The sequence below is a fragment of the Mesorhizobium sp. M0060 genome (genome assembly GCF_040323155.1).
Classification (GTDB): Bacteria; Pseudomonadota; Alphaproteobacteria; order Rhizobiales; family Rhizobiaceae; genus Mesorhizobium.
Genome location: NZ_JAMYUP010000161.1, coordinates 1 through 1,121 on the forward strand (window position 1 = coordinate 1; position 1,121 = coordinate 1,121).

General features: G+C 67.4%; 1 protein-coding gene. It reads left to right on the forward strand.

Annotated elements, in window-relative coordinates:
• The coding region (locus NKJ94_RS37375; RefSeq protein WP_352532786.1) for an IS91 family transposase at positions 1–822 on the forward strand (822 nt) is incomplete at its 5' end.
• Positions 823–1,121: the final 299 nt, after the last annotated feature.

Below are 1,121 nucleotides of genomic sequence, written 5' to 3' on the forward strand. Positions count from 1 at the left end.
GCGGAGACGATGCTGACTATCGCCGCCGACCCAAGACACCTCGGCGGGCGCATCGGCATCACCGCGGTGCTCCACACCTGGGGATCGGCGATGACGCACCATCCGCACCTGCACATGATCGTGCCGGGCGGCGGCATCGCGCCGGACGGAAGCCGCTGGATATCTTCTCGGTCGGCCTTCCTGCTTCCGGTACGCGTACTCGGCAAGCTGTTCCGACGGCTCTTCCTCACCCGGCTGGTCGCGCTGCACGACGCAGGACGGCTCGCCTTCTTCGGATCGATGGCGCACCTGTCCGCGCGGCAGGCATTCGTGCGGCACCTGTCGCCGGTCCGCAAGAAGCGCTGGGTGGTGTACGCCAAGGCGCCGTTCGCCGGGCCGGAGGCGGTGCTCGCCTATCTGTCCCGCTATACCCACCGGGTTGCGATCTCGAACCGCCGGCTGATCGCCTTCGACAAGAGCGGCGTCACCTTCCGCTACAAGGACTACCGCCGCGACGGCGCCGATCGGCAGCAGGTCATGACGCTCGCCACCGACGAGTTCATCCGCCGATTCCTGTTCCACATCCTGCCACGTGGCTTCCACCGCATCCGGCACTACGGCCTGCTCGCCGGCTCTGCTCGCAAGACCAGCCTCGCACGCGCCCGCGAACTGCTGAACGTCGCTGCGCCGTCGGAGGACGACAACTCGGTAGAACCGACTGACTTCCGTCCGCCATGCCGGTGCTGCGGCGGAAGCATGATCATCATCGAGACGTTCGAACGGTGGCGACAGCCGCGCGGACCGCCGGACACCACGGCGACGAACCGGGAGAACTCTCCATGACCCGGCATGGCATGCTCCAGCCTTCAGCCGCAGGCACTCAGCCTCCGGCAACGGACCCACGCGTGTCCATGGTGATTATCGACGCCGAGGGGGTCGCGTCCGGCCGCGCGACGAGCCGACAATACCGCGTGGCTGAAACGCGAAACGGTCCGTCCGCATCAAACCCGCCGCTTCCCAGCGGCGGTCGCGCCATCGCCGACACCAGCCGCAAATCGAAATCCCCATAACCATCGCCTGTGGCCCGCGGGTTCCTTCCTCGGGGACTTTCGTACGCCTGCCGGCGCCCGAAACTCTTCACG